We start from the raw sequence: 7,459 nt of genomic DNA on the forward strand, positions 1-7,459 counted from the left end.
ATATAAAATATCAAAAGATGCATTATTAGATGATATCAAAGAAACTATTTCTCAATTACCTAAGGGAAATACCAGAACACCGATATTTGCAAAATCAATTGTTCGCTTGTTAGAACAATCATGGTTACTGGCTTCAGCTGACCAAAACCCAGTTATTAGAAGCGGTCATATTCTTGTTGCACTGCTCACAGCAGCTGATTTATATCAACTTGCCATCCGTGCTTCGAGCATGTTTGATTTGTTTCCTATTGACACAATGAAACACAAATATCTGGAAATTTGTAAAGATAGTGTTGAAAGTGAAGTTGCTGCCAAAACCACAGAAAATAATGAAATTTCATCTAACATTTCCGATGAATCCAAATCAAACAAAACCCCAGCTCTGGATCAATACACTATTAATCTGACTGAAAAGGCAAAAAAAGGTGGAATAGACCCTGTCATCGGGCGAGAATTTGAAATTCGTTTGATGCTTGATATCCTGATGCGTCGCCGACAAAACAACCCAATTTTAACTGGTGAACCAGGCGTAGGAAAAACAGCTGTAGTTGAGGGACTTGCTCTCAAAATTGCGAACAATCTGGTTCCTGATGCTTTAAAAAATGTTCAGCTACATGTACTGGATATGGGACTTTTACAAGCAGGTGCAAGTGTTAAAGGAGAGTTCGAAAACCGTTTAAAGCAAGTTATTCAAGAGGTGCAGGCTTCTGCTCACCCAATTATCCTGTTTATCGATGAAGCCCATACCTTAATCGGTGCTGGTGGGCAAGCCGGACAAAATGATGCGGCAAACCTTTTAAAACCAGCTTTAGCTCGTGGTGAGTTAAGAACTATCGCAGCAACCACATGGGCAGAATATAAACAATATTTTGAAAAAGATGCAGCGCTTAGTCGTCGTTTCCAAGTTGTAAAAGTTGAAGAACCGACCGAAGAAGTAGCAATCGATATGTTACGTGCCATGATTCCAGTCATGTCAGCACACTTTAAACTGCAAATTGACGATGAAGCTATTGTGACTGCCGTACATTCTTCTCATCGTTATATTAGTGGCCGTCAACTTCCAGACAAAGCGATTAGTGTCTTAGATACTGCTTCGGCTCGCGTTGCTCTCACTCAAAATGCTGAACCTGTGAAGCTTGATCAACTTAAAGCCCAATTACACAACCTAAAACTTGAGTTTAATATCCTTGAAAATGAACATAAACAAAATCCAGTACATCATGAACGCATAGAAAATCTCAAACCTGAAATCCAATCACTAGAGCAAGACATCGAGGCAACAGAACAAAAATGGAAAAAAGAGCTTGAAATTGTATATAAAATCAAAGCACTGGAAACTGAAAACCCTGAGTCTGCAAAAAATGATGAAGTTACTCAACTACGAAATCAATTACAAGAAATCCAAGGCACTACTCCTCTGGTCTTTGAACGTGTAAATGCACAGATCATTAATGAAATCATTTCTGACTGGACAGGGATTCCTGTAGGCAATATGGTGAATGATGAAATCAAACAGATCCTGACCTTAGAAGAAAAACTTGAGCAAAGAGTAATGGGACAAGATTATGCTTTACATCAGCTTGTTCAGGGAATCAAAACGTCAAAAGCTAAACTGGAAGATCCGAATAAACCTCAAGGCGTATTTTTTCTGGTTGGACCAAGTGGTGTTGGTAAAACAGAAACTGCACTTGCACTTGCAAACGAGTTATATGGTGGTGAATCACACTTAATTACCATCAATATGTCTGAATATCAGGAAGCCCATACTGTTTCCTCATTGAAAGGCGCTCCTCCTGGCTATGTAGGCTATGGTCAAGGCGGTGTTTTGACTGAAGCTGTACGCCGTAATCCGTATAGTGTTGTACTGTTAGATGAAATTGAAAAAGCACATAGTGACGTTCAAGAGCTTTTTTATCAGGTTTTTGATAAAGGGATGCTGGAAGATGGTGAAGGTCGTGTGATTGATTTTAAAAATACAACTATTTTACTCACTTCAAATGCTGGTTCTAGTGCCATCATGCAAGCTTGTTTGAATCGCCCTGTTGAAGAGTGGCCTTCTGCTGAAGAGCTCCTAGAACACCTCAAACCAAGTCTATACAAACAGTTTAAACCTGCATTTTTAGGACGTATGCGGATTGTTCCATATTTCCCATTACACGATGACTTACTTGTTCGTATCATTCATCATAAGTTAGGAAAAATTATTGATCGTATTGAAAAACAATATGAAATTAAAGTTGAATATTCAGAAGATTTAACTGAGTTACTTTTGAGCCGCTGTACTGAAGTTGATAGTGGTGCTCGTAATGTAGACAATATTTTAAATTCTTCTGTTTTACCGGCATTGGCGACGGAAATATTGGTTGCCTTGAGCGAACAGCATTTGCCAAAACTTATTATGATTGATGTCAAGGATGATGAAATTATTTATCAGCTTGATCCAAAATCAAAAACAACCAAGAAAAAAACAGTTAAAAAAACCAAACCTGTGACGGCTTAATTCAAATATAGAGTGCTGAATAAATGAGTTTAGAAATAGAAGCATTACTTTCACCGATTTCCGAGAATGAAATCTGTGGAGAAGATTTGTCATTTTCAAATGATTTTCATGAAATAAAAAAAGCACGTACCCAGGATGACCCTTTACTTGAACTTGGGGACTGGGTAGTAGAACCTAAACAAGCAGACTGGAATTTTGTTGCTGACAAAACTACCGAACTATTAAGTCAACAAACCAAAGATATTCGCTTATTAACATGGCTAGTGGAAGCATGGGCAAGTCTTCATGGTTATGAGGGTATTGCCAAGGGTTTAGAGCTGTCACATCGAATGCTGGAAGAATACTGGTTAAAAATTCATCCTGAAATTGAAGATGATGATCTTGATCAACGTCTAGGACTTTTACAGGGTTTAGTTAACCAACTTCCATCCCTGATCAAAAAAGTGCCATTAATTCAAACTCAGCCTTTGTATTCAATTTTTGATTATGAAAATTTTTTGCATCAACAAAATAATTTGCGTAAACATGCTGATGATTCGGAAACAGTTGAACATAATCTTGACCTGGAACAGTTTGAACAGGCTTTGTTCAATACTTCAAAAAGCTTTCAATATCAAAACTATCAAAATTTCAATCTAGTCATTCAGCACTGGGATATGCTTAAACAGGTTTTAGATCAGTTGATGGGACTTGAAGCCCCAAGTTTTGCCAATATAGATTCCCAGTTTGAGCAAATTAATAAAACATTGAGAAAAATATATAAAGCAGATGCTTTTGACCAGTCTCCAGTCATGAGTGAAAACCACCCTACTCCAACTGAAACTACACAAATGATTTCTGCTTCTACCGATCAGGCGGCTCCTATCATGAATACTTCAAGCCACCAGCAGCAATCCTTTCAACCTGCTCCGCAAAGCCATTTACAAAACCGTGAACAGGCAATGAAAGTATTACAAGAAATAGCAGATTATTTTCAGGCCAATGAACCACATAGCCCTGTTAGTTATATGCTGCAAAAAACAATTAAGTGGAGCCAGATGCCATTACATGAATGGCTGGCTCAAGTCATTAAAAATGAAAATCCTCTTGAATCAGTTCAAGAGTTATTAGGCGTACAACAAAATAGCAATGAATCAAGTGATTGGTAATATACATGTTTAAAGCAGAAAAAATACTTTGGGGTGAAGGGCTTTTTTTACGCCCTCAACACTTCCAGATCCAGGATACATACCACGAACAACATTTAAATCATACGATTCGTTCTACGATTCCATTTTCTTATGGTGTACAAAATATTCGTTTCGATGAAAGCCAATTAAACCTTCATTTGCTCGCTCTGGAAAAAGTGGAAATGCTCTGGCAAGATGGGGAATTCTATTCAGCCCCTGCCCAGGACTTATTGCCTGCTCCAATTCAGCTGGATGATCTAAATTTGCGTGGGGAAATGCAAATTTTCCTTGCATTACCAGTTCTACAGCCGAACAAGAAAAATGTTGCTTATGAAGAAAGTTCGGAACCTAGTCGCTATCATTCATATCTAACTGAAACTCATGATCTATTTACAGATGCAACTCCTGCCGAAATCACTCTCTTGCGTCGTCGTGCTGAATTTAAATTACTTGATGTAAACGTAAATCCAAACCACGAGCTGGATGGTTTTCTATATTTGCCTATAGGACGAATCAAACGTTTAAGTTCTGGTAATTTTGAACTTGATCAAAAATTTATTCCGCCAATTCTACATATCGAATCAAGTGAAACATTGATTAATAACTTGAAACGAACACTAAATGTTATCAAGGCAAAAATTAAGACAATTCAGACTAACAATCGTGAAAATGAACAGAAATTAATCGAGTTCAGATCTGGAGATATTGTTTCTTTTTGGCTAGTCAATGCCTTAAATACTGCACATTCAACATTAAATCATATTTTTCAAAATCCTCAGATTCACCCTGAAAGACTATATTGTGAATTACTGCGTTTAACTGGTTCTCTACTTACCTTCTCTACAGCATATGAAGTTGATCAACTTCCTCAGTATAAACATCATCATTTACAAGAAAGTTTTACCCAGTTAGACATTATTTTAAGAGAATTACTCGATACTATTATTTCCAGCCGCTATATCAGTATTGCGCTTAAAGAGATCCGCCCATCTTATTGGGTGGGTAGTCTTGAAACAGATAAAATCAATAGAGAAACCCGACTCTATATTGCTGTATCAAGCAGCATGATGCAAACACACGAATTGATCCAAATTGTGCCACTACGTTTCAAAGTTGGGAATACGGTAGATGTTGAGCAACGTGTTGTCGCTGCCTTACCTGCTATTCCACTGCACCATTTAATGCAAGTCCCAACTGCAATCCCTGTGCGTTCAGGTGTCAACTATTTTGAAATAGAACCACATGATGAACTTTATCAGCGCATGCTCGAATCTGAAACTATCTGTATATATGTCCCTGCAGGTTTTCAGGATATTAGTATTGAATTGATTGCTGTGATGAATGCTTAAGGAGAGTAATAATGAATTTACCAAATGGAGCACCTTCATTATTTGATGATGGTCAAATTGGTTCTGGCGCAAACAACATTAGCCAGCCTAAAGCCTCTCAGGCATCTAATCTGGTGGATTTGCTCTATGATGGCTTTTATATTGTGTTTTTACTCAAAAACCAATACATTCCCAGCAATCCTGAAGAGTTTCGACAAAAAATCATGGACTTGCTTAATCGTTTTGAGCAACAAGCAAAAAAATTACAATTTTCTGCAGAAGATATCCATGATGCTAAATATGCTTATTGTGCTTTATTGGATGAAACTATCGTATCCCAACAAGATGCTAGCTTTTTTAATTTGCAAAACTCATGGATGATTAATCCGTTGCAGTTAAGTTTATTTGGTTCACAACTTGCTGGTTATCGTTTTTATGAGTTTCTGGAAGAGCTTAGACGTAAAGGCAAAGATCGTCTAGCATCTCTGGAAGTATTTCACTATTGTTTATTACTCGGCTTTCAAGGGAAATACCGTTTAGAATCTATTGAAAGCTTGAATCATCTGGTCGCTAGAGTTGGGGATGAAATTGATTATTTAAAAGGTAAAAAAGCCGCCTTTTCACCTTTTGCAATGCTACCGGATCAAATTAAAAATATTATTCATAAAGAATTGCCGTTTGTTTGGATTTTACTGTTCTTATTGATATTTGCAGTTCTTGCCTTTGCAGGATTACGCTTCATGCTGGATAAACAGAATAATACAGCATTATCACAATATCAAAATGTAATCAGTACACCAGCTGAACAGGCAAATATTACAATTTATTTACCTTAAAAGAATGTAATTATGACTCAAGAAAAGCAAAATTCGGTTCGTATATTGCAGCCTAAAACTAAAAAATCACAAACTCATATTTTTAAATATGCTTTACTCGGTTTTATTGGGGGGGTTATTAGTACCTGTTTGGTTATTTTTACTTATGGGTTTTTCAACAATAGCTCTATAGAGTATATAGAAAATACTGAAAGTGAATCTGTAACCACATCTGAGGAGACGAAACCACAAGATCCAGATCACCCAAATCATGATGAGGATAATTATGGTCCCCAAGTCAGTGAGAAAGAATTGAGTGGCCTGTTCAAGCACCAAAAGACTGAGCAAAAACCTCAAGCTGTATCTCAACAATCTTCATCGCCTTTTGCCAATTTCTTCGGGCAGGAAAAGAAAGCTGTAGCACACCAAGAAAAGCCTACAGCCAAGACAGCACCTACAACTCCCGTCGTATTAAAAAAACCAGCAACAGATAAAGCGGTTACATCAACGAAAGCTCAAGAAGAAACCACCAAACCAACACCAGCAGAGAATACTGATAAAAGTAAAGAAGATATTTCTCCTCAGGCATCAGTTCAAATCTCGGTGACCCAGAAGCCAAAAGACGAATAAAATGATCATATTTATCGTCTGTTGTTTTCTTACATTGGTTATCTGTTTGTGTTTACTGATGTCGTATGAATTGCGGGTCAAGACAATGGACATTGTTCGTGCCTTATTGCCCAGCAGTAAACAAAAACTGATTCATGCAAAAAATTTTGCTCAGAAAATGAATACGGCAGCATCTGTTCATCAAACCCAGTCTTATTGGCATTTACAACAATGGTGGATTTTAATTGCTGGGATATTTTTACTTTCGAGTATTTTAGTTTTCGCATTCACACGTCCAATTGACCCTACGAAAGTTGAGGCCGATTATTTAAAGAAAGTTGATCCTCAAATCTATGCTCTATTGAATGGTGAAATACTTGCTCCTCCTCCAGAAGTCGATGAAAAACTGGTAGATGCTGCAATTGTTGAAGCAATTCAGTTAGAAAAACAGTATCAGGCTCAAAATCCTGATTCAACTCGATCGATGATCGGTAATGAAACTGGTTTTGGAGATATGCATGGGCATCTTGATACCTCCATGGTTGATCGTAAATGGGATCGAATGAATCCGCGTTATAAACAGCGTTTACTCATGGTTTTTAAAATTATGAAAGAACGCTATAACTATGAGCTAGTTTTACTCGAAGGTTATAGAAGCCCTGCACGTCAAAATATGTTATCTGGTAATGCCAATACAACGCGAGCCAAAGCTTATCAAAGTTACCATCAGTTTGGTTTAGCAGCTGATGTCGCATTTAAGCGTGATGGTAAAGTTGTTATTTCCGAGCGCGATCCTTGGGCATGGCGAGGATATCAGTTGTATGGTGAAGTTGCTGAATCAGTAGGTTTAACATGGGGTGGCCGATGGAAATCGATTCAGGATTATGGTCATACCGAATATCGTATGCCTGGGTTGAAAAAGACTGCCGAAATGGCAGAAAAACTCACTTCTGAAGGGCAATTGAGTGCAACTAATATAAACTGAGTTTTATAGTATATGAGCCTGTAAATTATATTGTTATTAATACTAGCTGTAAC

Annotated in this window: 6 protein-coding genes; all 6 read left to right on the top strand. The window is 37.5% G+C overall.

Features of this window, described 5'->3' with window-relative positions:
* On the top strand, positions 1 to 2,500 hold a 2,500-nt coding region (gene tssH / locus KPC_RS16135), incomplete at its 5' end, for a type VI secretion system ATPase TssH (protein ID WP_121975381.1).
* Between the two features lie 23 nt (positions 2,501 to 2,523).
* A complete protein-coding gene (gene tssA / locus KPC_RS16140) occupies positions 2,524 to 3,648 on the top strand; it encodes a type VI secretion system protein TssA (RefSeq protein ID WP_121975382.1) in 1,125 nt (374 codons plus the stop codon).
* A 5-nt stretch (positions 3,649 to 3,653) separates the two neighbouring features.
* Positions 3,654 to 5,018: a type VI secretion system baseplate subunit TssK gene (gene tssK, locus KPC_RS16145; protein ID WP_121975383.1), complete on the top strand. Its 1,365-nt coding sequence runs from the start codon at positions 3,654 to 3,656 to the stop codon at positions 5,016 to 5,018.
* 11 nt (positions 5,019 to 5,029) lie between these two features.
* Entirely contained in the window at positions 5,030 to 5,833 is an 804-nt protein-coding gene (gene icmH, locus KPC_RS16150) for a type IVB secretion system protein IcmH/DotU (RefSeq protein ID WP_121975384.1), read from the top strand.
* A 12-nt stretch (positions 5,834 to 5,845) separates the two neighbouring features.
* Positions 5,846 to 6,442 carry a hypothetical protein gene (locus tag KPC_RS16155; RefSeq protein WP_121975385.1) on the top strand — a complete coding sequence of 199 codons (597 nt, stop codon included), beginning with the start codon at positions 5,846 to 5,848 and terminating at the stop codon, positions 6,440 to 6,442.
* A gap of 1 nt (position 6,443) precedes the next feature.
* Positions 6,444 to 7,406: a M15 family metallopeptidase gene (locus KPC_RS16160; protein ID WP_121975386.1), complete on the top strand. Its 963-nt coding sequence runs from the start codon at positions 6,444 to 6,446 to the stop codon at positions 7,404 to 7,406.
* The last annotated feature ends 53 nt before the right edge of the window (positions 7,407 to 7,459 follow it).

Origin of the sequence: Acinetobacter stercoris (assembly GCF_900323515.1) — a bacterium.
Taxonomy (GTDB): domain Bacteria; phylum Pseudomonadota; class Gammaproteobacteria; order Pseudomonadales; family Moraxellaceae; genus Acinetobacter; species Acinetobacter stercoris.

Coding starts and splice junctions, on each gene's coding strand:
- tssA (WP_121975382.1), top strand. CDS start 2,524: ATGAGTTTAGAAATAGAAGCATTACTTTCACCGATTTCCGAGAATGAA.
- tssK (WP_121975383.1), top strand. CDS start 3,654: ATGTTTAAAGCAGAAAAAATACTTTGGGGTGAAGGGCTTTTTTTACGC.
- icmH (WP_121975384.1), top strand. CDS start 5,030: ATGAATTTACCAAATGGAGCACCTTCATTATTTGATGATGGTCAAATT.
- KPC_RS16155 (WP_121975385.1), top strand. CDS start 5,846: ATGACTCAAGAAAAGCAAAATTCGGTTCGTATATTGCAGCCTAAAACT.
- KPC_RS16160 (WP_121975386.1), top strand. CDS start 6,444: ATGATCATATTTATCGTCTGTTGTTTTCTTACATTGGTTATCTGTTTG.